Annotated in this window: 22 protein-coding genes; 15 read left to right on the top strand and 7 right to left on the bottom strand. The window is 72.5% G+C overall.

The features are described from left to right. Positions 1 to 954: PucR family transcriptional regulator (locus AB0D45_RS31245; protein WP_362465299.1), on the bottom strand; the 954-nt coding region annotated here is incomplete at its 3' end. A gap of 198 nt (positions 955 to 1152) precedes the next feature. On the opposite strand from AB0D45_RS31245, the gene AB0D45_RS31240 reads away from it, so the two are divergent. Together AB0D45_RS31240 and pruA are read left to right on the top strand one after the other, a co-directional pair. Further along, complete coding sequence (locus AB0D45_RS31240) at positions 1153 to 2079, top strand: proline dehydrogenase family protein (RefSeq protein ID WP_361604492.1); 927 nt, start codon at positions 1153 to 1155, stop codon at positions 2077 to 2079. Between the two features lie 32 nt (positions 2080 to 2111). Further along, positions 2112 to 3743, top strand: a complete 1632-nt coding sequence (gene pruA, locus AB0D45_RS31235) for an L-glutamate gamma-semialdehyde dehydrogenase (protein ID WP_361604489.1) — start codon at positions 2112 to 2114, stop codon at positions 3741 to 3743. Between the two features lie 86 nt (positions 3744 to 3829). On the opposite strand, the gene AB0D45_RS31230 is transcribed toward pruA, so the two are convergent. Next, the gene (locus AB0D45_RS31230) at positions 3830 to 4531 is read right to left on the bottom strand and encodes a nitroreductase family protein (RefSeq protein WP_362465295.1); all 702 of its coding nucleotides are present in this window, start codon (positions 4529 to 4531) and stop codon (positions 3830 to 3832) included. An 88-nt stretch (positions 4532 to 4619) separates the two neighbouring features. Between AB0D45_RS31230 and AB0D45_RS31225 the strand changes: the two genes are divergently transcribed. Both AB0D45_RS31225 and AB0D45_RS31220 read left to right on the top strand, forming a co-directional pair. Then, entirely contained in the window at positions 4620 to 5327 is a 708-nt protein-coding gene (locus AB0D45_RS31225) for a tyrosine-protein phosphatase (RefSeq protein ID WP_362465293.1), read from the top strand. After that, positions 5324 to 5872 (top strand): GNAT family N-acetyltransferase, encoded by a 549-nt coding sequence (locus tag AB0D45_RS31220; protein ID WP_362465291.1) that lies wholly within the window; start codon positions 5324 to 5326, stop codon positions 5870 to 5872. The genes AB0D45_RS31225 and AB0D45_RS31220 overlap by 4 nt, the downstream gene beginning before the upstream one ends. A gap of 53 nt (positions 5873 to 5925) precedes the next feature. On the opposite strand, the gene AB0D45_RS31215 is transcribed toward AB0D45_RS31220, so the two are convergent. Both AB0D45_RS31215 and AB0D45_RS31210 read right to left on the bottom strand, forming a co-directional pair. Further along, a complete protein-coding gene (locus AB0D45_RS31215) occupies positions 5926 to 7956 on the bottom strand; it encodes a phosphocholine-specific phospholipase C (protein WP_362465288.1) in 2031 nt (676 codons plus the stop codon). 119 nt (positions 7957 to 8075) lie between these two features. Continuing rightward, positions 8076 to 9089, bottom strand: a complete 1014-nt coding sequence (locus AB0D45_RS31210) for an NADP-dependent oxidoreductase (protein WP_362465285.1) — start codon at positions 9087 to 9089, stop codon at positions 8076 to 8078. Between the two features lie 100 nt (positions 9090 to 9189). Between AB0D45_RS31210 and AB0D45_RS31205 the strand changes: the two genes are divergently transcribed. The 4 genes from AB0D45_RS31205 (at position 9190) to AB0D45_RS31190 (ending at position 12882) form a co-directional block, all read left to right on the top strand. Beyond that, complete coding sequence (locus AB0D45_RS31205; protein ID WP_362465282.1) at positions 9190 to 10074, top strand: LysR family transcriptional regulator; 885 nt, start codon at positions 9190 to 9192, stop codon at positions 10072 to 10074. 264 nt (positions 10075 to 10338) lie between these two features. Continuing rightward, positions 10339 to 10470 (top strand): hypothetical protein, encoded by a 132-nt coding sequence (locus tag AB0D45_RS31200; protein ID WP_361604469.1) that lies wholly within the window; start codon positions 10339 to 10341, stop codon positions 10468 to 10470. Between the two features lie 59 nt (positions 10471 to 10529). Beyond that, the gene (locus AB0D45_RS31195) at positions 10530 to 11570 is read left to right on the top strand and encodes a 3-isopropylmalate dehydrogenase (RefSeq protein ID WP_362465279.1); all 1041 of its coding nucleotides are present in this window, start codon (positions 10530 to 10532) and stop codon (positions 11568 to 11570) included. Positions 11571 to 11796: 226 nt separating this feature from the next. After that, positions 11797 to 12882 (top strand): branched-chain amino acid aminotransferase, encoded by a 1086-nt coding sequence (locus tag AB0D45_RS31190; protein WP_007266756.1) that lies wholly within the window; start codon positions 11797 to 11799, stop codon positions 12880 to 12882. A gap of 75 nt (positions 12883 to 12957) precedes the next feature. Here AB0D45_RS31190 and AB0D45_RS31185 read toward each other — a convergent pair whose 3' ends face one another. Next, on the bottom strand, positions 12958 to 13116 hold the full coding sequence (locus AB0D45_RS31185) for a hypothetical protein (protein ID WP_362465277.1): 159 nt from the start codon (positions 13114 to 13116) through the stop codon (positions 12958 to 12960). A 35-nt stretch (positions 13117 to 13151) separates the two neighbouring features. Next, positions 13152 to 14582, bottom strand: a complete 1431-nt coding sequence (locus AB0D45_RS31180; RefSeq protein ID WP_362465274.1) for a cytosine permease — start codon at positions 14580 to 14582, stop codon at positions 13152 to 13154. Positions 14583 to 14738: 156 nt separating this feature from the next. Here AB0D45_RS31180 and ureA point away from each other — a divergent pair, with 156 nt between their 5' ends. From ureA to AB0D45_RS31150, 6 genes are all read left to right on the top strand, one after another. Further along, entirely contained in the window at positions 14739 to 15455 is a 717-nt protein-coding gene (ureA, locus tag AB0D45_RS31175) for an urease subunit gamma (protein ID WP_361604457.1), read from the top strand. Further along, the gene (locus tag AB0D45_RS31170; RefSeq protein ID WP_362465271.1) at positions 15452 to 17194 is read left to right on the top strand and encodes an urease subunit alpha; all 1743 of its coding nucleotides are present in this window, start codon (positions 15452 to 15454) and stop codon (positions 17192 to 17194) included. Before ureA ends, AB0D45_RS31170 begins: the two co-directional genes overlap by 4 nt. Positions 17195 to 17229: 35 nt before the next feature. Further along, complete coding sequence (locus AB0D45_RS31165; protein WP_362465268.1) at positions 17230 to 18276, top strand: agmatine deiminase family protein; 1047 nt, start codon at positions 17230 to 17232, stop codon at positions 18274 to 18276. Between the two features lie 30 nt (positions 18277 to 18306). Next, the gene (locus tag AB0D45_RS31160; RefSeq protein WP_361604448.1) at positions 18307 to 18921 is read left to right on the top strand and encodes a TetR/AcrR family transcriptional regulator; all 615 of its coding nucleotides are present in this window, start codon (positions 18307 to 18309) and stop codon (positions 18919 to 18921) included. A gap of 331 nt (positions 18922 to 19252) precedes the next feature. Next, positions 19253 to 20875: a citramalate synthase gene (gene cimA / locus AB0D45_RS31155; protein ID WP_362465265.1), complete on the top strand. Its 1623-nt coding sequence runs from the start codon at positions 19253 to 19255 to the stop codon at positions 20873 to 20875. 80 nt (positions 20876 to 20955) lie between these two features. Beyond that, positions 20956 to 22329, top strand: a complete 1374-nt coding sequence (locus tag AB0D45_RS31150) for a hypothetical protein (RefSeq protein WP_362465262.1) — start codon at positions 20956 to 20958, stop codon at positions 22327 to 22329. 29 nt (positions 22330 to 22358) lie between these two features. Here the strand turns inward: AB0D45_RS31150 and AB0D45_RS31145 are convergent, their stop codons facing one another. Then, positions 22359 to 22994 (bottom strand): YceI family protein, encoded by a 636-nt coding sequence (locus AB0D45_RS31145; RefSeq protein ID WP_362465259.1) that lies wholly within the window; start codon positions 22992 to 22994, stop codon positions 22359 to 22361. A 262-nt stretch (positions 22995 to 23256) separates the two neighbouring features. Here AB0D45_RS31145 and AB0D45_RS31140 point away from each other — a divergent pair. Then, on the top strand, positions 23257 to 23550 hold a 294-nt coding region (locus AB0D45_RS31140), incomplete at its 3' end, for a carboxyl transferase domain-containing protein (protein ID WP_362465257.1).

The raw sequence follows: 23550 nt of genomic DNA, 5'->3' as shown, positions 1-23550 counted from the left end.
GTCGGAGAGCCCGGCGGTGACGGGGTGGCTCCCCCTGGAGGCGGCCCGGGCCCCGCCGCCCGCACCCGCACCCGCGCCGGCCCCGGACCCCGCGCGGGCCACCGACCCGGCACCCGCGCCGGCCCCGGACCCGACACCCGCACCCGCACCCGCACCCGCGCCGGCCCCGGCACCCGCGCCGGCCCCCGCCCCGGCCCCCGCCCCCGCCGCGGCACGCGGGAGCAGGCGTCCCACCGCCGCCAGGGCCGGAGCCAGCGCGTCCCCGGACCGCAGCCGCACCAGCACCGCGAGCGCGCCCGCCCCCGTACCGGCGCCCGGGCCGTCCGCACCCGGATCCCCGGCGGGGACCACGCACACCGCCGCCGCCCCCGGCACCGAGGCCGGAGCCTCCCCGGACCACGGGGCCACGCACACCGCGGCGTGCAGCCCCTCCGCCGCCGCCCCCAGGGCCACCCGCAGCGCGGCCACCGCCATGTCCTGCTGCCAGGCCGGGCCGGCCGTGAGCACCGCCAGGAACTCCCGCGAGAGGTCGGCGCCCGCCTTGGCCTCCTCGGCGAGCAGGACCCCGATCCGCTGGGCGACCTCCATGGCGGCCTCCAGCGCGGCCGGCCCGGGGCCCGGATCCTGGTCGAGGAGCCACACGTAGCCCTGCACGACGCCCCGGTACCGCACGGGCAGGCAGATCCGCCCCAGGAAGACCCCCGCGTCCGGGGCCGCCGGGATCCGCACCGGGCCGGTGGCGCGGGCGATGCCGAAGCCCTCGAACCAGGACCGGACGGCCGCCGTCGACTGCCGGGTCAGGATCGACCGGGTGCGCACGGGGTCCATCACGAGGTCGTCCTCGCTGTCGTGCGCGCCGAAGGCGATGAGGCGGAAGTCCCGGTTCTCCAGCGTCGCCGGGGCGCCGAGCAGCGCCGAGATCTCGTCCACCAGGTCCTGGTAATCGCCCTTCACGCGGCCATTCTCCCACCCCAGGACCGGTTCTTCAGACAGATGTATGAGATCCGGGCCACGGATGCGTGACAGCTGTCGATGGCAGAGGATCGTGGGGATCCTTAGGTTTCACGGTGGTTCCACTTGCGTTTCCCCACGGCCGCAGCACACCCCCGCGGCGTCCGTCCGTCCGCTCCTGCCACCCGTCGGAGGTGCCCCGTGCTGGGTCCCGCGATCCTCGCCGCTTCGCGCAGCGACAAGATGCGCCGAATCGTCTCTGCCGCCCCGGTGACCAAGCCGGTGGTGAACCGCTTCATCCCCGGCGAGACGGTCGACCAGGTCATCCCGATCGTCGAGGAGCTGACGGCCAAGGGCCTCGAGGTCACCCTCGACGTCGTCGGCGAGGACATCACCGCCGTCGAGCAGTCGTACGCGGCCCGCGACGCCTACCTGGAGCTCATCCAGCGCCTGGGGGACCTGGAGCTGGGCGAGACCGTCGAGATGTCGGTCAAGCTGTCGATGTTCGGCCAGGCCCTGGAGGGCGGCCACGAGCTGGCCCTCGCCAACGTCCGCCCGGTCGTCGAGGCCGCCGCCGCCATCGGCACCACCGTGACCCTGGACGCCGAGGACCACACCACCCTCGACTCGATGTTCGCCATCCACGAGGAGCTGCGCCGGGACTTCCCGCAGACCGGCTGCGTGATCCAGGCCTACCTCTTCCGCACCGAGGCCGACGCCCGCCGCCTGGCCGCCGCCGGCAGCCGCGTCCGGATCGTGAAGGGCGCCTACAAGGAGCCCGCCGAGGTCGCCTACCAGGACAAGGCGGAGATCGACCGGGCGTACGTCCGGATCATGAAGATCCTGATGGAGGGCGAGGGGTACCCGATGATCGGGTCGCACGACCCGCGCCTGATCGCCATCGCACAGGAGCTCGCCCGCCAGGCCGGGCGCAAACTGGACGAGTACGAGTTCCAGATGCTCTACGGCATCCGCAGCGAGGAGCACCTGCGGCTCGCGGCCGAGGGCCACCGGATGCGCGTCTACACGGCCTACGGCACCGACTGGTACGGCTACTTCATGCGCCGCCTGGCGGAGAAGCCGGCCAACCTGCTCTTCTTCCTCCGCTCGATGATCACCAAGAACTAGGCACCCCACTAGCTCAAGGAGTTACCAGCCCCATGGATGCTGTGACCCAGGTCCCCGCGCCGGTCAACGAGCCGGTCCACTCGTACGCCCCCGGCAGCCCGGAGCGCGCGCGCCTCGAGATCCAGCTCAAGCAGCTGTCCGAGAACCCGATCGACCTCCCGATGACGATCAACGGCGTCAAGCGGATGGGTGGCGGCGAGCGCTTCGACGTCGTCCAGCCCCACGACCACAAGTCGGTCATCGGTACGTACGCCAACGCCACCGAGGCCGACGCCCAGGAGGCCGTCGACGCGGCCCTGGCCGCCGCCCCGGCCTGGCGCGCGATGTCCTTCGACGACCGCGCCGCGATCATCCTGCGCGCCGCCGAGCTGCTGGCCGGCCCGTGGCGCGAGAAGCTGGCCGCCTCCACGATGCTCGGCCAGTCCAAGACCGTGCAGCAGGCCGAGATCGACACCCCGTGCGAGCTCGTCGACTTCTGGCGCTTCAACGTCCACTTCGCCCGCCAGATCCTGGCCGAGCAGCCCGCCGCGAACAGCGCCGGCGTGTGGAACCGCAGCGACCACCGCCCGCTCGAGGGCTTCGTCTACGCGATCACCCCGTTCAACTTCACCGCCATCGCCGGCAACCTGCCGACCGCCCCCGCCCTGATGGGCAACGTGGTCGTCTGGAAGCCGTCCCCGACGCAGACCCACTCCGCGGTCCTCCTGATGGAGCTCCTGGAGGCGGCCGGCCTGCCCAAGGGCGTCATCAACCTGGTGACGGGCGACGGCATCGCCGTCTCCGAGGTGGCCCTGAACCACCCGGAGCTGGCCGGCATCCACTTCACCGGCTCGACCAAGACCTTCCAGTACCTGTGGAAGACGGTCGGCAACAACATCGAGAAGTACCGCTCCTACCCGCGCCTGGTCGGCGAGACCGGCGGCAAGGACTTCGTCGTCGCCCACCCGTCCGCGGACCGCGCGATCCTGAAGACCGCCCTGACCCGCGGCTCCTTCGAGTTCCAGGGCCAGAAGTGCTCCGCGTCCTCGCGCGCCTACGTCCCGGCCTCCATCTGGAACGACGGCTTCAAGGAGCAGTTCGCGGCCGAGGTCGACGGCATCGCCATGGGTGACGTCCGCGACCTGGGCAACTTCATCGGCGCGGTCATCGACGAGCGCTCCTTCGCGAAGAACAAGGCCGCGATCGACCGTGCGAAGGCCGACCCGACCTGCACGATCGTCGCGGGCGGCACGTACGACGACTCGGAGGGCTACTTCGTCCGCCCGACCGTCATCGAGTGCACCGACCCGGAGAACGAGGTCTTCACGACCGAGTACTTCGGCCCGATCCTCGCCGTCCACGTCTACGAGGACGACAAGTACGACGAGATGCTCGCGCAGATGGAGAACGTCTCGGCGTACGCCCTGACCGGCTCGGTCATCGCGCAGGACCGCTACGCGGCCGCCGACACGATGGACAAGCTCCGCTTCGCGGCGGGCAACTTCTACATCAACGACAAGTCGACCGGCGCCGTCGTCGGCCAGCAGCCCTTCGGCGGCGGCCGTGCCTCGGGTACGAACGACAAGGCGGGCGCGGCGTCCAACCTGCTGCGCTGGACCTCGACCCGCTCCATCAAGGAGACCCTGGTCCCGCCGACCGAGTACGGCTACCCCCACATGGGCTGACCCCGCCCGGCCCCTGAATCCCGCCCCCGCTCCGGTACCCCCAAGCCCGGAGCGGGGGCGGTTCCAGTTCCCGGGCCAACCGGCCCTCAGACCTCCACCAGGACCTGGTCCAGGGACTTGCGCAGGAGGTCCGGGACCTCGCAGTCGTCGGCGGGGTAGCCCACCGGGACGACCGCGAAGGCCTTCTCGTTCTCCGGGCGGTTCAGGACGTGCCCGAGGAAGCGCATCGGGCTCGGGGTGTGGATGAGCGCGGCCAGGCCCGACAGGTGCAGGGCCGACAGCAGCATGCCGACCGCGATGCCGACCGACTCGTCGACGTAGTAGTGCTTGCGCTTCGTGCCGTCCGGGCCGAGCCAGTAGCGCTGCTGGAAGACCACGATCAGCGCCGGGGCGTCGGTGAGGTGGGTCTTCACGGCGTCGGTGCCGATGGGGCGCAGCGCGGCCAGCCATTCGTCGCCGAGGCGGCCGTCGTAGGAGATCTGCTCCTCCTGCTCGGCGGCGGCGCGGATCTGCTGCCGGATCGCCGGGTCCTTGACCAGGACGAAGGTCCACGGCTGCTGGTGCGCCCCGGAGGGGGCGGTGGCGGCGCAGGCGATCGCGTCGCGGACGGCCTGCTCGGGGACGGGATCGGGGGAGAAGTGGCGTACGGTCCGCCGCTCGTCCATCCGGGCCCGCAACTCCGCCGCGCGCGCGAGGGATTCGGAGCCGGGCATGCGCGCCGGACGGTAGGCGACGGGCCGGTAGGGCCGGCCATGGGTGGGGGTCCACTGCTGGGTCTCAGGCGACATGCGCAGATCTTCCCCGCGGCGCAACCCCCGGGGCCAGGGCAGCGTCAGTGAACGGTGTCCGTTGTGTCCTGACAGGGGGGCTATGTGCATGGCGAACGTCGGTCGATTCAACGACTGGGAGGGCTGCTTCAACGCCCGCGACCTCGGCGGGCTCGGGGCGCTGCGCCCCGGGGTGCTGATCCGGGCGGACAGCCTCGACGGGCTCACCGCGCGGGGCTGGACCACGCTGGCCGCCGACGGGGTGCGGACCGTCATCGACCTGCGCAACGCCGGCGAGGCCGAGGTGGACCACGCCCCGCGCCCGGCCGGTGTGACGACCCTGCGGATCCCGCTCGACGGCATCGAGCACCGGGACTTCTGGGACGTGTGGTGGGGCACCCCCGGATTCGGCACCCCCGCGTATTTCCGGCCTTTCCTGGAGCGCTTCCCCGACCGCGTGGCCGCCGTCGCCCGGGCCGTGGCCGGCGCCGCGCCGGGCGGGGTCGCCTTCCACTGCGGTCTGGGCCGCGACCGGACGGGGATCATCGCGCTGGTCCTGCTGCGGCCGGCCGGGGCGAGCCCGCAGGAGATCGCCGACGACCACGCGCTGAGCGAGCCGCGGGTCCGGGCCCGGTACGCCGCCCGGGGCAGGTCCTACGACGACGCCGGGATCCAGGCGTACGTCGCCGGTCTCGGCACCACCGTCCACGCCCTGGCCCGGGACACCGCGCAGTGGCTGGATGCGGACGCCTACCTGCGCGGGGCCGGGCTGACGGCGGCCGAGCTGGACGGGCTCCGGGGCAGACTGGGGGCATGAGCGACGACAGGTACACCCGCCTCGCGCACACCTCGCAGCTCGGGCCTGCCACCCTCGCCGGGATCCGGGCGCTGCTGGACGGCGCCTTCGAGGGGGACTTCGGCGAGGAGGACTTCGAGCACGCCCTCGGCGGGATGCACGCGCTGGTGTACGAGGACGGCGTGCTCGTCGCGCACGGCAGCGTCGTCCAGCGGCGCGTGCTCCACCAGGGCCGCTCCCTGCGGACCGGGTACGTGGAGGCCGTGGCGGTCCGCGCGGACCGGCGCAGGCGCGGGATCGGCGGGGCGGTGATGGCCGCCCTGGAGGGCGTGATCGCCCGGGCCTACGTCCTGGGGGCCCTGTCGGCCTCCGACGAGGGCGCGGCCCTGTACGAGGGCCGGGGCTGGAAGCCCCACCCCGGGCGGATCGGCGTCCTCGGGCCGGCCGGCCCCGAGCGGCTGGCCGCGGAGGAGGGCTCGACGTACGTGTGGACGCCGCCCGGCGGGGTCGCGCCGGACGGCGCCGGGCGGCTCGACTTCGACTGGCGCGACGGCGACGTGCTCTAGGGAGGGAGCGCCGTCGAAGTGGCTCCGGCGGGGAGGGACTTTGCGGACACCCCCTAGGAGCCCGAGACGCTGGGCGCGCCCGTCTCGATGTGTCCCGTGTAGCGGCGCGACCAGGTGCCGTCGGCGTCCGCCAGGACCGTGAAGTCGTACCAGCCCTGCTGGTACGCCACCGCGTTGAAGTAGTCCTCGCGCGAGGAGTTCGCCGGGACGGTGTAGGTCCAGGGGCCGTCCGTGCGGTAGGCGTTCGAGCGGATGGTGAAGGTGACCGGCGCGGCGGAGGCGTTGGTCATCCTGAACCAGATCGCCGTCTTCCCGGTGCCCGGTTCGACGGCGAAGCGGGCCGCGACCTCCAGTGCCCTGCCCGGCTTCGTCGCGTCGCCGATGAAGCGGCGCAGGAAGCGGTTCGGCCCGTACATCGAGATGTCGTACTTGCCGGACCCGCTGCCGAGCCCGATGTTGAAGTAGTCCGTGGACGTGGCGCCCGGGTCCACCGTGTACTGCCAGGCGGCCGTGTCCCGGTACTGGTGCGGGTGGATCGAGAAGTGCGCCGCCCGCTTGGCCTCGGCACCCTGGTTGCTCATCGAGAACCAGGCCAGGATCTTCCCGGCCGCGCCGAACTCGAAGCGGTCCAGGTTGCCGTTGACCTGGTACGGCAGGGCGCGCGCCGGACGCGTACCGGGCTCCTGCGCCGGCAGGGCGTTGTCCTGGGGCACCGGGTTGGGGAGCGGGCCGCAGGTCGACTGCCCGATGACCTTGGCGGTGGACGGCAGGCCCGCGGGGACCCCGTGGACCGGATGGGCGAAGTCGAAGACGCCGGTCAGGTCGCCGACGACCTTGCGGCGCCAGGCGCTGATGTGGGGGCAGACGGCCGGGGTGCCGAGGGCCGCCGACCAGGTCTCCATGAAGCGCAGCACCGAGGTGTGGTCGAAGACCTCCGAGCTGACCCAGCCGCCGCGCGTCCAGGGGGACATGACCAGCATCGGCACCCGGAAGCCGAGCCCGATCGGGACGCCGTCCAGGTACTCGCCGGGGGTGCCGGGCGGCGCGACGGGCGGGGCGACGTGGTCGAAGAAGCCGTCGTTCTCGTCGTAGTTGAGGAACAGGACGGTGGAGTCGAAGACCTCCGGGTTCGCGGCGAGCGCCCGGTAGACCAGGTCCACGAAGTGCGCGCCGTCGCCGGGCGGGGCGTACGGGTGCTCCGAGAAGGCCTCGCTCGCCACGACCCAGGACACCTGGGGCAGGGTCCCGGCGACCACGTCCGCGCGGATCGCGGCCGCGATGTCGTCCGGGGTGGAGCCGGTCACCTTGGGGACGGAGGCCATGCCGCGGTCCCACAGCGGGTCGCCGGGCCGTGCGTCGGTGAACCGCTTGAAGTAGGCCAGGCCGTTGTCCCCGTAGTTGTCCTGGGCGTTCTGGTAGACCTTCCAGCTCATTCCGGCGCGCTGGAGGGCCTCCGCGTACGTCTCCCAGGTCAGCCCGGACTCGTCGCCGCCGTCCTTGCTGCCCGCGTCGACCTTGCCGCTCCACAGGAAGGTGCGGTTGGGGCCGGTCGCGCTCAGGGTCGAGGAGAAGTAGGCGTCGCAGACCGTGTAGTGGTCGGCGAGACCGTAGTGGAAGGGGATGTCCCCCCGGTCCAGGTGGCCGAGGGTGTGGGTCTTGCCGACGCCGGCGACCCAGTTGTCCATCCGGCCCTTGTTCCAGGCGGCGTGCTGCGAGCTCCAGCTGTGCGGGAGGTCGCCGGTGCACTGGGCCAGGGTCTCGCTGTCGGCCCCGCCCGCCGCCGGGGTGGCGGACAGCTTCCACGGGTACTGGCGGCCTCCCCAGTTCGGCTGGTTGAAGGTGCCCCAGCCGCCCGGTATGTTGCCGGCGGCGCGGTCGCCGAATCCGCGGACGCCCTTCAGCCTGCCGAAGTAGTGGTCGAAGCTGCGGTTCTCCTGCATCAGTACCACCACGTGCTTCACGTCGGTGATCGTGCCCGTCGCGGCGGCGGCCGCAGCCGTCGCGGGCAGGGCGGCGGGCAGGGCCGCCCCCGCCGCGAGCCCGGCGCCGATTCCCACGAAACCCCTGCGGCTGATGGGTGTCACTGGCTGCTCGCCTCCAACTCGAGTGCCCCGCTGGCACATTGACGGCAAGCGTGGCGGCAGCCGCCGCAAAGGTCTACAGGCGTGCGGTAAGAACTCGGTGAACATCCGGATGGCCGGAATCAGCTGCCGGTCCGTACGAGCATCTTGCCCAGGTTGTCCCCGCGGAGCATGCCCAGGAAGGCCTCCACGGTGCGGTCGAAGCCCTGGACAACGGTGGTGTCGGTGCCGATGAGCCCGCTGCGCAGGTGGGGGACCAGGAAGTCCTCCAGCTCGTCCTGGAGATTGGTGTGGTTGCGGACCAATACCCCTTCCAGGCGCAGCGACTTGTGCACCACCTCGAACAGGTTGCGGGGCGCGGCGGGGGAGCGGTCCCCGTTGTACGTCGAGATCGCCCCGACCCAGGCGATCCGGCCGTACTCGCGCAGGGACCCGATGGCGCCCTCCAGGTGCTCCCCGCCCACGTTGTCCACGTACACGTCGATGCCGTCGGGCGCGGCCCGCTCCAGCTGCTCGGCGACCGGCCCGTCGTGGTAGTCGAAGGCGGCGTCGAAGCCGAGGGCCCCGGTGAGGTGGACCACCTTCGCCGCCGAGCCGGCGCTGCCGATGATCCGGCGGGCGCCGAGCAGCCGGGCGATGCGCCCGGTGGCCGTGCCCACCCCGCCGGCGGCGGCCGAGACGAAGAGGTCCTCGCCCTCGCGCAGGGCCGCGGTCCGGGTGAGGGCGGCGTAGGCGGTGAGGCCGGTACCGCCCAGGACGGAGAGGTACGCCTCCAGGGGGACGCCCTCGTGGCCGCGCAGCGTGCGGGTGCCGTCCACGCCCAGGGTGACCAGCGCGTGGGTGCGCCAGCCGGCGCGGTGGAAGACGAGGTCCCCCTCCGCCAGGCCGGGGTCGCGGGAGGCGGTCACCCGGCCCACCGCCCGGCCCTCCAGCGGGGCGTGCAGGTCGAAGCCGTCCGCGCCGCCGTCCATGAGCCCGCGGTGGTACGGGTCCACCGACAACAGGAGGTTCTCCACCAGGGCGGTGCCGGGGGCGGGTTCGGGGACGGGCGAGGAGACGTACGCGAAGTCGGAGGCGGCGGGGAAGCCGGCGGGGCGGGCGATCTGGTGGACGGCACGAGCGGTGTTCACGGTCATGGCCACGACCGTAGGAAGGAATCCCGCAGGCGGGCAGGGGGTTGCCCTCATGGAAGCCGCGCATCCATGAGCGCGGCTCATACACCGAGGTGGGAACCCCGTGGCCGAACTCGCCCCGCAGGAACTCCGGGTCCTGGTCGCCGTCGCCGAGACGGGCGGCTTCTCCGCCGCGGCCGCCGTGCTCGGGACCAGCCAGTCGGCCGTCTCGCACTCGGTGCGCGGCAGCGAGGGCAAGGTCGGCGCGGTGCTCTTCGAGCGCGGACGCGGCGGAGCCGCGCCCACCCCGGCCGGGGAGCGGGCCGTCGCGCTGGGCCGGCGCATCCTGCGGCTGTACGAGGTGCTGGGCGCGGAGGCGCGCGGCGCCGGCCGGGCCCCCGCCGGCGGGGACGCGGTGGAGGGGGTGCTGCGCGTCGCGGCGTTCCGCAGCGCGGCCCTGCACCTGCTTCCGCCCGCGCTGGAGCGGCTGGCCGTGCTGCACCCCGGGATCCGCCCCGAGGTCCGGGTGGTGCGCGAACTGGGGGCCGGCACGGCGGGGGAGGTGGCCGCCGGCCGGGCCGACCTGGGCATCGCGACGCTGGGCGCGCGGGAGGACGTACCGCCGGGGCTGCTGACCGGGGTGCTCACCGAGGAGGCGTACGCGCTGGTGCACCCCGCCGGACACCCGGACCCGAAGGCGCTGCCGCTGCTGGACTGGGACGAGAACTGCGGCTCCTACACCCGGCAGTGGTGGCGGGACCAGGACTGGATCCCCCGGGCCACGGTGAAGGCGGAGGACGACGCGATGGTGCTGACCATGGTCGGCCGGGGGCTGGGCATGGCGATCATGCCGGAGCTGTCGCTGCGCGAGGCGCCGGACACCGTCGACATCACCCCTCTGGGGCCGCGGAGGCCGGTGAGACGGGTGGGATACGTCACCACACCGGAGTCGGCGGCAACCCTCGTCGTCAGGGCTCTGATCAGGGAACTCAGGGCAGAGAAGGGCTGAATCCGGAAGGGGCGGAAGGGTCCCTCCGGGCGGTTTCCCATCTCAGATACTAGGAAGTCCGAGTAATTGCGGAGACATACAGCCGGACCTGCCCTAGCTTTGTAGGAGCCGAACGTCTCGCTGATCCTGCGAATGGCGGTCGAGGGCGCGCGCCCACTGGCAGGCAACCCCTGCGGCGCACAGCTCCCCGCCCCTTCCGGCGCCTTGAAGGAACACCCCTCATCCGTGGCCCCGCCACGCCGTGATCCCAAGGAGTCGATCACCATGACCCCCACCACCGCCGCAACCCGCCGCGTCCGCCACACCTCCCCGGCTGACGCCGACCGCAAGAACGCCGCCGCGGCCCTCCAGCGCGCCCTGGACCGCCGTGACAACGGCGGCTCGACCGGCCACTGACTGGTCCGAATGCTGGACGCGATATGTCTGAGGGCTGGGACACGGAGTACGGTTCCGACATGGCGACCAGCATCAATCTCGCAGTGATCCCCGGTGATGGCATCGGCCAGGAAGTCGTGGCTCAGGGCCTCAAGGTCCTTACCGCGGTCCTGCCCCAGGATGTGAAGCTGGAGACCAAGGAGTACGACCTCGGCGCGCAGCGCTGGCACCGCACCGGTGAGACCCTCCCGGACGCGGAGCTCGAGGCCCTCAAGCACCACGACGCGATCCTGCTGGGCGCCATCGGCGACCCGTCGGTCCCGTCGGGCGTACTGGAGCGCGGTCTGCTGCTGAAGCTCCGCTTCGCGTTCGACCACTTCATCAACCTGCGCCCCTCGAAGCTGTTCCCCAACACGGCCACCCCGCTCGCCGGCCGTCCGGAGATCGACTTCGTGGTGGTCCGCGAGGGCACCGAGGGCCCGTACACCGGCAACGGCGGCAGCCTGCGCACCGGCACCCCGGCCGAGGTGGCCACCGAGGTCAGCGTGAACACGGCCTACGGTGTGGAGCGCGTCGTGCGCGACGCGTACGAGCGGGCCAACGCCCGCCCCCGCAAGAAGCTGACGCTGGTCCACAAGAACAACGTCCTCGTGTACGCCGGCCACCTGTGGAAGAACGCCTTCGACAAGGTCGGCCGGGAGTACCCCGAGGTCACCACCGACTACCTGCACGTCGACGCCGCGACGATCTTCTTCGTCACCCAGCCCGAGCGCTTCGACGTCATCGTCACGGACAACCTCTTCGGTGACATCCTCACCGACCTGGCCGCGGCCGTGACCGGCGGAATCGGCCTGGCCGCCTCCGGGAACATCAACCCGACCGGCGCGTTCCCGTCCATGTTCGAGCCCGTCCACGGCTCGGCGCCCGACATCGCGGGCACCGGCAAGGCCGACCCGACCGCGACGATCCTCTCGGTCGCCCTCCTGCTGCGCCACCTCGGCTACGAGGACCAGGCGGTCCGCATCGAGGACGCGGTCTCCGCCGACCTCGCGGAGCGGGACGGCACCTTCCGCTCCACCGACGCGATCGGCGACGCCCTCGCCGCGCGAGTAGCCGGCTGACCCGGCCGTTCCACCCAGGAAGCCGCCAGGTCACAAAGGGACCTGGCGGCTTCACCTGTGCGGCCCCCGGGTGTCACCATCTCCCCTGGGCCGCTCAACCCCCGTTTCTCCGATGCCTGCCCCCGCGCGATAATCGAACGCGAGGCCGCGGAATACGGGGAAGCTCGGACGTCCTGGTACGCATGAGCGCGGTCCGCCAAACCCAACCGGTGAAGGACAAGCACTCATGACGACGCCCACGATCGAGCTCAAGCCCTCCTCGAACCCGCTGTCCGACGCGGAGCGCGAAGCGATCCTGGCCAGCCCCGGCTTCGGCCGCCACTTCACCGATCACATGGTGACGATCAAGTGGACCGAGGGCCGCGGCTGGCACGACGCCGAGCTGGTCCCGTACGCACCGCTGGCGATCGACCCGGCGAACATGACCCTGCACTACGCGCAGACGATCTTCGAGGGCCTCAAGGCCTACCGCCAGCCCGACGGCACCGTCGCCACCTTCCGCCCCCGCGCCAACGCCGAGCGCTTCCAGGCCTCCGCCCGCCGCATGGCGATGCCCGAGCTGCCGGCCGACCTCTTCATCGAGGCCTGCGACGCCCTGATCAAGCAGGACCGCGCCTGGGTGCCGGACTCCGGCGAGGCCTCGCTGTACCTGCGCCCGTTCATGTTCGCGTCCGAGGTCGGCCTGGGCGTCCGCCCGGCCAACGAGTTCCTCTTCATGGTCATCGCCTCGCCGGCCGGCGCCTACTTCCCCGGTGGCGTCAAGCCCGTCTCCGTCTGGCTCTCCGAGGAGTACGTGCGCGCCGTCAAGGGCGGCACCGGCGCCGCCAAGACCGGCGGCAACTACGCGGCCTCCCTCGTCGCCCAGGCCCAGGCCGCCTCGCACGGCTGCGACCAGGTCGTCTGGCTCGACGCGGTCGAGCACCGCTGGATCGAGGAGATGGGCGGCATGAACCTGTACTTCGTGTACGGGGACCGCATCGTCACCCCCGAGCTGACCGGCTCGCTCCTGCCGGGCATCACCCGCGACTCCCTCCTCACCATCGCCCGCGACCTCGGCTACACCGCCGAGGAGGGCCGGATCACCACCGAGGACTGGAAGCGCGACAACGAGAACGGCACCCTCACCGAGGTGTTCGCCTGCGGCACCGCCGCCGTCATCACCCCGGTCGGCTCGGTCAAGTCCGAGCGCGCGAACTGGACCCAGGGCGACGGGCAGCCCGGCGAGGTCACCATGAAGCTCCGCAAGGCGCTGCTGGACCTCCAGACGGGCCACACCGCCGACACCCACGGCTGGATGCACCCGCTCGGCTAGGCGTTCCCCGACATGGCACAAGGCCCCCCGCGCGGTGCGCGGGGGGCCTTGTGGCGTCCGGGGGAGGAGGCGGGGTCAGCGCTCCTCGTCCGCCGCGCCCTCGTCCTTCTTCTCCTTGCGCTCCTTGCCCGTCCCCTGCGAGCCGCCGAGCGCCGTGACGATGTCTCCGAACGCGTAGGCCAGGCCGGCGATGCCCTTGACGACCTTGCCGGCCACCTCTGCGAGTTCCTCCACGACGTCTCCCCGTGTCGTCGGCGCGGCCGCGCGGTCTAGTCGGCGGCCACCACCACTGCCTGCACTGCCGGATCGGCGACGGGTGCCGCCTGCGGCCGTACCGTCAGCGCGGTGTACACCGCGCCGCCGACCAGCCCCGACAGGATGAAACTACAGTCCACCCCGCCGGTGAGGGCCAGCAGAGGGCCCTCGTACACCGGGGTCGACACGGCGGCCAGTCCCACGGCCGCGCCGGCCGCCCAGGAGGCGGTGGCGCGGATGTTCCAGCCTCCGCTGAACCAGTAGACGCCGCCGCGGGCCCGACGGTTGAACACCTGGAGGGCGTCGGGGTCGTAGATCCCGCGGCAGCGCACGAAGCCGATCAGGGTGACCACGGCCCAGGGGGTGCCGATGGCGGTGAGCAGCAGGACGAAGGAGGTCATCGCGGACTGCACGTCCCACTCGAAGGAGCCGAAGAAGACGAACGCGGTCGCGACGGCGGCGGCGATCACGGTGGCCTTCGTACGGGTGGCCCTGGGCACGATGGCGTCCAGGTCCAGGCCCATGGAGTAGAGCATCAGCCCGGCGTTGCCCACCGAGCCGGCCGCCGCGGCGGCGAGCAGCGGGACGAGATACCAGAAGGGCGCGGCCTCGACGAGCGGTCCGGCGTAGTCGGCGCCGGCCCGCGCGGCCAGGGCGGTGTAGGTGCCGAAGAGCTGCGGGACCAGCAGGCCGACCAGCAGGCCCAGGCAGGTCGCCCAGAACACCTTGCGGGAGCCGTGGCGGCGCGGGGAGACGTAGCGGGTGTAGTCGCCGAGCAGGGTGATGAAGGCGACGGGACCGCTCAGCCCGGCGGCGACGGCGGCCAGCAGCCAGGTCGGCCAGAACGAGCCGAGCAGGTACCCGGTGTCCGGCGGGGCGGCGGCGGTGAAGTCGGGGGCGTAGGCGACGACGCCGAGGGCCAGCAGGGCCACCATGGCGACGGACAGCACCTTGCTCATGCGCAGCAGCAGCCGGTAGCCGAAGACGGCTCCGACGACGGTGCCCGCGGCGAGCACGCCGTACATCACGGCCCGCGTCAGGCCCGTGTCCGGCAGCCCGGTGAGCCGGGACAGGGTGCCGGCCATCACGTCGCCGCCGATCCACAGGGTCAGCGCGGTGTAGCCGAGGGCGAGCAGCAGGCCGACCACCGAGCCGACCAGCCGCCCCCGTACGCCGAACTGGGCGCCGCTGGAGGTGGACAGGTTGGTCGCGGTGCGCAGGGACACCAGGGCGAGCGGCGCGGTGAAGGCGATGCCGGCCAGGGTGCCGGTCACGATGGCGGTGACGGAGGGCACCAGCCCGAGTCCGAAGGACGGGGGCAGCCAGCCGAAGACGATCACGCCGAGGCAGAGGTTGGAGCCGAGGAGGATCGAGATCAGGTCGCGGGGACCGCTGGTCCGCTCCTCCTCCGGAATGGTGTCGACTCCGCGCTGTTCGATGGGCATGGGGGGACTCCCTTGGCAGGGCGGGGATGGTTGCGCGTTCTTTAGAGCGGCATTCAATGTGACCCACGCCTTGGGGTGCGGTCAATGCTTCACGACGCGGAAATCAAGAGTTAGAGTGATGCTCTAACCCATCGACTCAAAAGGTGGTGGATCGGCGTGCGGCTGACCCCTACGGAGCGCGACCGGCTGCTGCTGCGCAGCGCCGCGGAACTGGCCAGGGCCCGGCGGGCCCGCGGCCTGAGGCTCAATGTCCCCGAGGCCACCGCGCTGATCGCGGACACGGTCTGCGAGGCCGCTCGTGACGGCAAGCGCCTGGCGGAGGCCATCGAGGAGGCCCGCGGCGTACTGGGCCCCGACGACGTGCTGCCCGGCGTGGCCGACGTGGTCACCGAGGTGCACGTCGAGGCCGTCTTCGACGACGGATCCCGGCTCGCGGTGGTCTCCGCGCCCATCCGGGGCGCTGCTTCCCTCGGCGACGACGCCCCGGGCGCGGTCGTACCCGGCCCCGGCGCGCCGCAGCCCGAACCGCTGCTCCACCTGCGGGTGCGCAACACCGCCCCCGTGCCCGTCAGCGTCACCTCCCACTTCCACTTCTTCGAGGCCAACCCGCGGCTCGACTTCGACCGCGCCGCCGCCTACGGCATGCGGCTGTGCGTGCCCGCGGGCTCCTCGGTGCGGTTCGACCCGCACGGCGAGGGCGAGGTGGGCCTGGTCCCGATCGGCGGCGACCGCATCGCGATCGGCTTCGCCGGCCTGGTCGACGGCCCGCTGGACGCCCCCGGCGCCAAGGAGCAGGCCCTCGCCCGCGCCGCGGCCTGCGGCTACCTGGGCGCCGCCGCCACCGACGACGACTCGGAAGGGAACCCGGCATGAGCCGTCAGACCCCCCACAGCGACCACAGCGCGCACTGCGCCCCCGGCAGCCGCCACATCGACCCGCACGAGTACGCCTCCGTCTTCGGCCCCCGCGCCGGGGACCGGGTCCGGCTCGGCGACTCGGGGCTGACCGTCCGGGTGGAGCACGACGCCCAGAAGCCCGGCGACGAGTTCCTGGCCGGCTTCGGCAAGACCGCCCGCGACGGCCTGCACCTCAAGGGCGCCGCGGTCCGCGACACCTGCGACGTCGTGATCAGCAACGTGCTGGTCATCGATGCCGTCCTCGGCATCCGCAAGGTCTCCATCGGCATCCGCGAGGGCCGCATCCACGCGATCGGCCGCGCCGGCAACCCGGACACCCTCGACGGGGTGGACGTCGTCGTCGGCACCGGCACGAGCATCGTCTCCGGCGAGGGCCTGATCGCCACCGCCGGAGCCGTGGACACCCACGTCCACCTGCTGTCCCCGCGCATCATGGAGGCCTCCCTCGCCGCCGGTGTCACCACGGTCATCGGCCAGGAGTTCGGCCCCGTCTGGGGCGTCGGCGTCAACTCCCCCTGGGCGCTGAAGCACGCCTTCAACGCCTTCGACGCCTGGCCCGTCAACATCGGCTTCCTCGCGCGCGGCTCCTCCTCGGACGCCGCGCCCCTGGTGGAGGCCCTCGCCGAGGGCGGCGCCTCCGGCTTCAAGGTCCACGAGGACATGGGCGCCCACACCCGCGCCCTGGACACCGCGCTGCGGGTGGCCGAGGAGCACGACGTCCAGGTCGCCCTGCACTCGGACGGCCTCAACGAGTGCCTCTCCGTCGAGGACACCCTGCGCGTCCTGGAGGGCCGGACCATCCACGCCTTCCACATCGAGGGCTGCGGCGGCGGACACGTGCCCAACGTGCTCAAGATGGCGGGCGTGCCCAACGTCATCGGCTCCTCCACCAACCCGACCCTGCCCTTCGGCCGGGACGCGGTCGCCGAGCACTACGGCATGATCGTCTCCGTCCACGACCTCAAGCCCGACCTGCCCGGCGACGCCGCCATGGCCCGCGACCGGATCCGCGCCGGCACCATGGGCGCCGAGGACGTCCTGCACGACCTGGGCGCCATCGGCATCACCTCCTCCGACGCCCAGGGCATGGGCCGGGCCGGCGAGACCATCCGCCGCACCTTCGCCATGGCCGCCAAGATGAAGGGCGAGCTCGGCCCGCTCGAAGGCGACGGCGAGGGCGACGACAACGCCCGCGTCCTGCGCTACATGGCCAAGCTGACCATCAACCCGGCCATCGCCCACGGCCTGGCCCACGAGATCGGCTCCATCGAGATCGGCAAGCTCGCCGACATCGTCCTGTGGCGCCCGCAGTTCTTCGGCGCCAAGCCGCAGCTGGTCCTCAAGTCCGGCTTCCCCGCCTACGGAGTCACCGGCGACCCCAACGCCGCCACCGACACCTGCGAACCGCTCGTCCTCGGACCGCAGTTCGGCGCGTACGGGGCCACCGCCGCCGACATCTCCGTCGCGTTCGTCTCCGCCGCCGCGGCGGCGCTGGGCAGCGACGCGATGCCGACCCGGCGCCGCCGGGTGGCCGTCCGCGGCACCCGCGGGATCGGCCCCAAGGACATGCTCCTCAACTCCCGGGTCGGCGCGGTCGACGTCGACGCGCGCAGCGGACTCGTCTCCCTCGACGGGGAACCGCTGCGCTCCGAAGCGGCCGACTCGGTCTCCCTCAACCGCCTGTACTTCCTGTAAGCGGCCCAGCCCGCACGCCATAAGGACACCCCACCATGACTGCCCAGCCCGCCCAGCCCGTGAACGACGGCTTCCGGATGCCCGCCGAGTGGACCCCCCACGAGCGCACCTGGATGGCCTGGCCCAGCCCCAACCCCACCTTCACCGACGACCAGGAGCTCGCCGAGGCCCGCGAGGCCTGGGGCGCGGTGGCCCGCGCGGTGCGCGCGTACGAGCCGGTGACCCTCGTCGTCTCCCCGGGTGACGCCGAGAGCGCCCGGGCGATCGTCGGGGACGACGTCGAGCTCGTCGAGCAGGAGCTCGACGACGCCTGGATGCGCGACATCGGCCCGACCTTCGTCACCAACGACGCTGGCGAGCTGGCCGCCGTCGACTGGACCTTCAACGGCTGGGGCGCCCAGAAGTGGGCCCGCTGGGACCACGACTCGAAGATCGCCCGGCACATCTCCGACCTGGTCGGCACCCGCACCTACAGCACCCGCCTGGTGAACGAGGGCGGCGCCATCCACGTCGACGGCGAGGGCACCGTGCTCCTCACCGACACCGTGCAGCTCGGCGAGGGCCGCAACCCCGGCTGGAGCCGCCGGGAGGTGGAGGAGGAGATCCACGCCCACCTCGGCACCACCAAGGCGATCTGGCTGCCGTACGGCCTGGCCGGCGACTACGGCACCTACGGCACCCAGGGCCACGTCGACATCGTCGCCGCCTTCGCCCGCCCCGGCGTGGTCATGGTCCACACCCAGCCCGACCCGGCCCACCCGGACCACGAGCGCTGCAAGACCATCGCCGCCATCCTGCGCGCCTCCACCGACGCGCAGGGCCGGCTGCTGGAGGTCGTGGAGGTCCCCGCGCCGACCGTCCTCGAGGAGGACGGCGAGTGGGTGGACTACTCGTACATCAACCACTACCTCTGCAACGGAGGCGTGGTGCTGTGCGCCTTCGACGACCCGCGCGACGAGGAGGCCGCCGAGATCTTCCGCGGACTGTTCCCCGAGCGCACCGTGACGCTCGTTGACGCACGTACGATTTTCGCCGGGGGTGGCGGTATCCACTGCATCACCCAGCAGCAGCCGAAGGTCTGACCCGAGGCGGACCTCGCGAAGGAGTGGGCCATGGCGGCGGGTGGAGTACCGGTACGGGCGGCGCGCAAGAACGCGCCCCCGCGCGAGGACGTGCTCGCCGCCGCCATGGCCACGATCGCCGAGCGCGGGCTGGAGGGCCTCACCATGGCCGGCCTGGGCCGCCAGGTCGGCATGAGCAGCGGCCACCTCCTCTACTACTTCGGCAGCAAGGACGAGCTCCTGCTGCAGACCCTGGAGTGGAGCGAGGCGGCCCTCGGCACCGAGCGGCGGGCGCTGCTGGCCCGCCGCGGCCCGGCCCGCGAGCGGGTGCGGGCGTACGTGGACCTGTACGTCCCCGACGGCCCCCGGGACCCGCACTGGACCCTGTGGCTGGAGGTCTGGAACCGGTCCCAGAACGCGGGCCCCGAGGAGCGCGAACGGCAGGCCGCCATCGAGGGCGCCTGGCACCGCGACCTGGTCGCCCTGCTCGCCGAGGGCATCTCGCGCGGCGAGTTCCGCGCCGTGGACGCCGACCGGTTCGCGGCCCGGCTGCGGGCCCTGCTCGACGGATTCAGCATCCAGGTCGCCGTGGGCCTGCCCGGCATAGGGCGCGAGGACATCCTGGAGCACGTCGGCGAGTACCTCGCCGAGACCCTCGCCGTGTAGCGCGAGGAGGCGGGGGCCGCCCGGCGGACGGCGGTGCCCGCATGCTGAGACCGGCGTCCACCGCCGACGGGCCGTGTGGCACACTGCGGGCGTGTCTGCTCGGCTCATGATTATGGACAGCAGCGCGCCGGTCCTCTGTGACCGCTGAAACCGTGGAAGACCTCCGCGGCAGCGGCCACCGTGCCTCAGACCCGCGCGCAGACCTCTCGCACCCGCGAGGGGTCTTTTCGTTTCCAGGGCGGGAACCACGCCGGAAGCGGGCGGCGCGCGATGATGGGGGCAGTGGATCCCCGGTCTCCGGAACCACTCATCCGACAGGAGTCAGATCAGCATGACGACGACAGAGGCGACCCATCCGACAGGGGCACTCGACGACGCCTTCCACGTCTTCGACACCACGCTGCGCGACGGCGCCCAGCGCGAGGGCATCAACCTCACGGTCGCGGACAAGCTGACCATCGCACGGCACCTGGACGACTTCGGAGTCGGCTTCATCGAAGGCGGCTGGCCCGGCGCCAACCCCCGCGACACCGAGTTCTTCGCCCGCGCCCGGGCCGAGATCGACTTCCGGCACGCCCAGCTGGTCGCCTTCGGGGCCACCCGCCGGGCCGGCGGCTCCGCCGCCCAGGACCCGCAGGTCCGCGCCCTCCTGGAGTCCGGCGCGCCGGTCATCACCCTCGTCGCCAAGTCCCACGACCGCCACGTCGAGCTCGCGCTGCGCACCACCCTCGAAGAGAACCTGGAGATGGTCCGGGACACCGTCTCCCACCTCGTCGCGCAGGGCCGGCGGGTCTTCGTCGACTGCGAGCACTTCTTCGACGGCTACCGCGCCAACGCCGAGTACGCCAAGGCCGTCGTCCGCACCGCCCACGAGGCGGGCGCCGACGTCGTCATCCTCTGCGACACCAACGGCGGCATGCTCCCCGCGCAGGTCACCGCGGTCGTCTCGACCGTGCTGGCCGACACCGGCGCGCGCCTCGGCATCCACGCCCAGGACGACACCGGCTGCGCCGTCGCCAACACCCTGGCCGCCGTCGACGCGGGCGCCACGCACGTCCAGTGCACCGCGAACGGCTACGGCGAGCGGGTCGGCAACGCCAACCTCTTCCCCGTCGTCGCCGCGCTGGAGATCAAGTACGGCCGCACGGTCCTGCCCCAGGGCGCGCTCGCCGAGATGACGCGCATCTCCCACGCCATCGCCGAGGTCGTCAACCTCACCCCCTCCACGCACCAGCCGTACGTCGGCGTCTCCGCCTTCGCGCACAAGGCGGGCCTGCACGCCTCGGCGATCAAGGTCGACCCCGACCTGTACCAGCACATCGACCCCGAGCGCGTCGGCAACACCATGCGCATGCTGGTCTCCGACATGGCCGGCCGCGCCTCCATCGAGCTCAAGGGCAAGGAGCTCGGCGTCGACCTGGGCGGGGACCGCGCGCTGATCGCCCGCGTCGTCGAGCGGGTCAAGGAGCGGGAGCTGGCGGGCTACACCTACGAGGCCGCCGACGCCTCGTTCGAGCTGCTGCTGCGCGCCGAGGCCGAGGGCCGGGCGCGCAGGTACTTCCGCACGGAGTCCTGGCGGGCCATCGTCGAGGACCGCCCCGACGGCACCCACGCCAACGAGGCCACGGTCAAGCTGTGGGCCAAGGGCGAGCGGATCGTCGCGACGGCGGAGGGCAACGGCCCGGTCAACGCCCTCGACCGCGCCCTGCGGGTGGCCCTGGAGCGGTTCTACCCGCAGCTGGCCAAGTTCGAGCTGGTGGACTACAAGGTCCGCATCCTCGAGGGCAAGCACGGTACGGAGTCCACGACCCGCGTGCTGATCGCCACGACGGACGGCATCCGCGAGTGGAACACCGTGGGCGTCGCCCCGAACGTCATCGCGGCCTCCTGGCAGGCCCTGGAGGACGCCTACACCTTCGGCCTCCTGCACGCGGGCGTCGAACCGGCCGAGTAGGGCCCGCGCGGCCCGGCGGCCGGAAAAGGCCGTATGTCCGTCTCGCCCGGGAAAGCGTCCGTTCGGGTAGCGTCGGGGGTATGAGGACCAGGCTGATGTCCATACGCTGTGGATCGATCCTGTCCGGCCTGCTGCTGGCGCTGTCCGCCGGCGCGGCCGGCCTCGCCCCCCAGGCGGCCGCGGCCGACAGCGGACCCGCCGCCGTGGCGGAGGCGCTCAAGAAGGGCCCGGTCTACGTCGATCCCGGGGCCGCGGCCCAGCTGTCGCAGGCGCAGGCGGACGCGCTGGCCGCGAAGATCGAGGCGGCGGACAAGCCGCTGTTCGTCGCGGTGCTGCCCGCCACCGACGCCTTCCCCGCCGCCAGCGTGCTGCGAACGGTGCGCGCCGAGACCGGGATCACGGGCCTCTACGCGATCCGGCTCGGCGACGGGTTCAACGCCGGGGCCGACCCGGTCGTCATGCCGTCCAACGCCGTCCGCAACCTCAGCGCGGCGGTGAAGGCGGGCGGGCCGGTGGACGCCGCCACCGAGCTGAACGACTTCGTCGACCAGGCCCTCCCGCAGATGAGGGGCCGCGCCCCGGCCTCCTGGGACGGCGCCGCCGCGGACGGCGGGTCCTCCGCCGGCGCCCTGATCGGCCTCGGCGCCGTGGCGCTGGCCGGCGGGGGCGGCGCGTACCTCGTGGTCAAGCGGAACCGGAAGAAGAAGGAGGAGGCAAGGCGGGAGGCGATCGCCCGGCTCGGGGTGGTCGTGGACGAGGACATCACCGCGTTCGGCGAGGAGCTCGACCGGCTCGACTTCCACCCCGGGGAGCCCGGCGCCGACGACGCCATGCGCAAGGACTACGAGCAGGGCCTGGACTCCTACGAGCGGGCCAAGCAGATCATGGCCTCGGTGCGGGAGCCGCACGAGGTCCAGGGCGTCACCCAGGCCCTGGAGGACGGCCGGTACGCACTGGCCCGCCTCGACGCCCGCCGCCGGGGACGGCCGCTGCCCGAGCGCCGCCTGCCCTGCTTCTTCGACCCGCGCCACGGGCCGAGCACCGAGGACGCCGCCTGGGCCCCGGCGGGCGGGGCGGCCCGCACCGTACCGGTCTGCACGGCCGACGCGGTCCGGCTGCGCGACGGCCTGGACCCGGCGGTCCGCACGGTCGACACGGACTCCGGCCGGCGCCCGTACTACGACGCCGGTCCGGCGTACGGCCCCTGGGCGGGCGGCTACTTCGGCGGTGGGATCCTGCCGGGCCTGCTGATGGGCACGGTGCTCGGTTCGATGATGGCCGGGCCGGCCTACGCCTCGGACTTCGGCGGCGGATACGGGTACGACGGCGGATTCGAGGGCGGGGACGTCTCGGGGGCCGACTTCAACCCGTCCGACTTCGGCGGCGGGGACTTCGGCGGCGGGGGCGGCTTCGACGGGGGCGGCGGCGGGTTCGACGGCGGGGGCGGCTGGTAGCCGCCCCCGGGGTCCCGCGCCGGAGGGGATCAGGCCTGCTTGACGGCCGAGATGTCGAAGGTCAGCTTCACCTTGTCGCTGACCATCACCCCGCCGGCCTCCAGGGCCGCGTTCCACGTCAGGCCCCAGTCGGAGCGCAGGATCTCGGCGGAGCCCTCGAACCCGACGCGCTCGCTGCCGTAGACGTCCGTGGCGGAACCGGCGAACTCCAGGTCGATGGAGAGCGGACGCGTCACGTCCTTGATCGTCAGCTCGCCGGTGATGCGGTACGCGTCCGCCCCGAGGTGCGCCGCCGAGGTGGAGCGGAAGGTCATCAGGGGGAAGAGCTCGGCGTCGAAGAAGTCGCTGCCCAGCAGGTGGGCGTCACGGTCGGCGATGCCGGTGGTGACCGAGGCGATCTTGACGTCGATGGCGGCCGTCGAACGGGACGGGTCGGAGCCGTCGAGGTGGAGGGTGCCCTCGTGGTCGGCGAAGCTGCCGCGGACGTTGGTCACCATGGCGTGGCGCACGGTGAAGCCGATGCTGCTGTGGGCGGGGTCGATGACGTAGTCACCGGTGAGCGCGGCGAGCGCCGGGTCGACCGCGAGCGTGGCGACGGCCGAGCCCTGCTCCTGGACGGGGGCGGCGGCGGGGGCGGACGGGGTGCGGCGGGTGAAGAGACCCATGACTTCCTCCTCGGGAGTCCAGCAATTGGTTGAACTTTCAACAAGAGAGACGCTAGACCCATTCCGTTCAAATTTCAACTTCCTTGCGGTGTTCCGTGCTCGGATCCCCGTTTTTTGTCGGACCCCTACAAAGGCCGCCGGTTTGGACTGGGGGAGTCCATGCATGCTCCGCCGGTTCTGTCCGGGACGGACAGCGGACGGGGCCGGAGACTGTGTAGAACCGACGGAGGGTTTTGATGGCCACGCTTCGTAAGGTCGGTACATGACCGTTGTGGACCAGACTCCGAGCGAGCCGACGGACGCCCGCGGGCGCGTGGCCGAGCTTCACTCCCTCCGCGAGGAGGCCCGGCGCGGCCCCAGTGACCGGGCGACCGAAGCGCAGCACGCCAAGGGCAAGCTGACCGCACGCGAGCGCATCGCGCTCCTGCTCGACGAAGGTTCCTTCCGGGAGGTCGAGCAGCTGCGCCGGCACCGGGCGACCGGTTTCGGGCTGGAGGCGAAGAAGCCCTACACGGACGGTGTGATCACCGGGTGGGGAACGGTCGAGGGCCGGACG

The organism is Streptomyces sp. NPDC048352 (assembly GCF_040651895.1).
Classification (GTDB): domain Bacteria; phylum Actinomycetota; class Actinomycetes; order Streptomycetales; family Streptomycetaceae; genus Streptomyces.
Note: the sequence above shows the minus strand (reverse complement) of the source record. Positions and strands in the feature narration are given on the sequence as shown.

Bases quoted from the DNA above. Each gene is read 5' to 3' on its own strand.
- cimA (WP_362465265.1), top strand. From the start codon at position 19,253: ATGACGACGACAGAGGCGACCCATCCGACAGGGGCACTCGACGACGCC.
- AB0D45_RS31160 (WP_361604448.1), top strand. From the start codon at position 18,307: ATGGCGGCGGGTGGAGTACCGGTACGGGCGGCGCGCAAGAACGCGCCC.
- AB0D45_RS31180 (WP_362465274.1), bottom strand. From the start codon at position 14,582: ATGCCCATCGAACAGCGCGGAGTCGACACCATTCCGGAGGAGGAGCGG.
- AB0D45_RS31145 (WP_362465259.1), bottom strand. From the start codon at position 22,994: ATGGGTCTCTTCACCCGCCGCACCCCGTCCGCCCCCGCCGCCGCCCCC.
- AB0D45_RS31165 (WP_362465268.1), top strand. From the start codon at position 17,230: ATGACTGCCCAGCCCGCCCAGCCCGTGAACGACGGCTTCCGGATGCCC.
- AB0D45_RS31210 (WP_362465285.1), bottom strand. From the start codon at position 9,089: ATGACCGTGAACACCGCTCGTGCCGTCCACCAGATCGCCCGCCCCGCC.
- AB0D45_RS31200 (WP_361604469.1), top strand. From the start codon at position 10,339: ATGACCCCCACCACCGCCGCAACCCGCCGCGTCCGCCACACCTCCCCG.
- AB0D45_RS31190 (WP_007266756.1), top strand. From the start codon at position 11,797: ATGACGACGCCCACGATCGAGCTCAAGCCCTCCTCGAACCCGCTGTCC.
- AB0D45_RS31220 (WP_362465291.1), top strand. From the start codon at position 5,324: ATGAGCGACGACAGGTACACCCGCCTCGCGCACACCTCGCAGCTCGGG.
- AB0D45_RS31195 (WP_362465279.1), top strand. From the start codon at position 10,530: ATGGCGACCAGCATCAATCTCGCAGTGATCCCCGGTGATGGCATCGGC.
- pruA (WP_361604489.1), top strand. From the start codon at position 2,112: ATGGATGCTGTGACCCAGGTCCCCGCGCCGGTCAACGAGCCGGTCCAC.
- AB0D45_RS31225 (WP_362465293.1), top strand. From the start codon at position 4,620: ATGGCGAACGTCGGTCGATTCAACGACTGGGAGGGCTGCTTCAACGCC.
- AB0D45_RS31170 (WP_362465271.1), top strand. From the start codon at position 15,452: ATGAGCCGTCAGACCCCCCACAGCGACCACAGCGCGCACTGCGCCCCC.
- AB0D45_RS31230 (WP_362465295.1), bottom strand. From the start codon at position 4,531: ATGTCGCCTGAGACCCAGCAGTGGACCCCCACCCATGGCCGGCCCTAC.
- AB0D45_RS31150 (WP_362465262.1), top strand. From the start codon at position 20,956: ATGAGGACCAGGCTGATGTCCATACGCTGTGGATCGATCCTGTCCGGC.